At 49.6% G+C, this 2,560-nt stretch carries 1 rRNA gene; it reads left to right on the top strand.

The annotated features are described in order from the left end of the window. Positions 1-196: 196 nt before the first annotated feature. A 23S ribosomal RNA gene (locus tag NE664_12405) occupies positions 197-2,560 on the top strand; the annotation flags it as partial.

The raw sequence follows: 2,560 nt of genomic DNA, 5'->3' as shown, positions 1-2,560 counted from the left end.
ACTGTACCTTGAAAACTGAATAAAGTATAAACGAGTCAAGAGATTCTGAGAGCAGAGATGTTCAAAGGATCGACAATCGAGAAAAGCAAAGTAAGTAGTAAAGCAAAAGAAGCCGAGTAAGCGGAAGCGGAAAGGCGGAGCGTTAAAGAGACGCAAGAAGAAGCTACGAAATTCCGAGTGTAGAGATACACTAAAAGGTCAAGCAAGAAAGAGCACAAGGGGAATGCCTTGGCACTAGGAGCCGAAGAAAGACGTGATAAGCTGCGAAAAGCTGCGGGGAGGTGCAAATAACCTACGAGCCGCAGATGTCTGAATGGGGAAACCTGCCTGAGAAGCCCTCAGGTATCTGTATGTGAATACATAGCATGCAGAGGGGAACGCTGTGAACTGAAACATCTAAGTAGCAGCAGGAGAAGAAAGAAAAATCGATTTCCTGAGTAGCGGCGAGCGAAAGGGGAAGAGGCCAAACCGAGAGACCTAGTTTTTCGGGGTTGAGGACTGCAATTAGCATTGACAGAGGATAGCCGAAATGTTTTGGGAAAGCATGCCAAAGACGGTGAAAGCCCGGTAGGCGAAATTTGAAGTCAGCGAGCAGGATCCAGAGTACCACGGGACACGAGAAACCCTGTGGGAAGCCGGGGGGACCACCCCCCAAGCCTAAATACTCCCTAGTGACCGATAGAGAAGCAGTACTGTGAAGGAAAGGTGAAAAGGACCCCGGGAGGGGAGTGAAAGAGAACCTGAAACCTTGTGCTTACAAACAGTCGGAGGCCTTTGGGCTGACGGCGTACTTTTTGTAGAACGGTCCGGCGAGTTAATATTATTGGCAAGGTTAAGAGCTTAGAAAGTTCGGAGCCGAAGGGAAACCAAGTCTTAAAAGGGCGAAAGAGTCAGTGATATTAGACCCGAAACCGGGTGACCTATCCATGTCCAGGTTGAAGGAGCCGTAAAAGGCTTTGGAGGACCGAACGCACATCTGTTGAAAAAGGTGGCGATGAGGTGTGGATAGCGGAGAAATTCCAATCGAACTCGGAGATAGCTGGTTCTCCTCGAAATAGCTTTAGGGCTAGCCTCGAGAGGAGTCTAACGGAGGTAAAGCACTGAACTGACGCGGGTCCCAAAAAGGATACCAACTCATATCAAACTAAGAATGCCGTCAAGATACCCTCGGGAGTCAGACTATGCGAGATAAGTCGCGTGGTCAAAAGGGAAAGAGCCCAGACCGACAGCTAAGGTCCCAAAGTACGTGTTAAGTGGAAAAGGATGTGGGATTTCACAGACAACTAGGATGTTGGCTTAGAAGCAGCCATACATTTAAAGAGTGCGTAATAGCTCACTAGTCGAGAAAACCTGCGCCGAAAATGAATCGGGGCTAAAACACGACACCGAAGCTACGGATTGCCTGCAAGGCAGGCAGTGGTAGAGGAGCAATCTGTGAGGACGAAGCCTGACTGAGAGGGAAGGTGGACGACACAGAAGAGAGAATGCCGGAATGAGTAGCGAGATAGAAGTGAGAAACTTCTAGGCCGGATATCTAAGGTTTCCTGAGTAAAGCTTGTCTTCTCAGGGTAAGTCGGGGCCTAAGGCGAGGACGAGAGTCGTAGTCGATGGATAACAGGTAGAAATTCCTGTACTGCAAGTAATCAGAACTGTGGGGACACAGGAGGATAACCAAACCGGGGAAAGGGAAGACCCGGCTAAGCAAGGAGCCGATCTTGGTAGGCAAATCCGCCGAGAGATGGTGAGATGTGATAGGGACTGAATAAAAGTAGGGAAGTTGGTGAATCCACACTGTCAAGAAAAGCCGCTATAGTGTTACTTGTACCCGTACCGCAAACCGACACAGGTAGATGAGGAGAAAATCCACAGGCCGACGGGAGAAGCGTTGTTAAGGAACTCGGCAAAATGACCCCGTAACTTAGGGATAAGGGGAGCCAACGAGAGTTGGCCGCAGAAAAGAGGCTCAAGCGACTGTTTAGCAAAAACATAGGTCTATGCGAAACCGTAAGGTGAAGTATATGGGCTGACACCTGCCCGGTGCTGGAAGGTTAAAAGGAGAGGTTAGCGCAAGCGAAGCTTTGAATTCAAGCCCCAGTAAACGGCGGCCGTAACTATAACGGTCCTAAGGTAGCGAAATTCCTTGTCAGGTAAGTTCTGACCCGCACGAAAGGTGTAACGATTTGAGCACTGTCTCAACAACGCGCCCGGTGAAATTGAAGAGCCAGTGAAGATACTGGCTACCCGCAACAGGACGGAAAGACCCCATGGAGCTTTACTGCAATCTAATACTGGGATTCGATGATGTATGTACAGGATAGGAGGGAGACTAGGAAGCATGGACGCCAGTCTGTGTGGAGTCGCCGGTGGGATACCTCTCTTATATCATTGGATTTCTAACCAGTGCCCGTAAGCCGGGCATGGGACAATGTTAGGTGGGCAGTTTGACTGGGGCGGTCGCCTCCTAAAGAGTAACGGAGGCGCTCGAAGGTCACCTCAGAATGATTGGAAACCATTCAAAGAGTGTAAAGGCAAAAGGTGGCTTGACTGCGAGGTCGACGGA

This window comes from Anaerotignum faecicola (assembly GCA_024460105.1).
Lineage (GTDB): Bacteria > Bacillota > Clostridia > Lachnospirales > Anaerotignaceae > JANFXS01.
The sequence above is the reverse complement of the archived record's forward strand: the minus strand, read 5'-3'. Positions and strand labels throughout refer to the sequence as shown.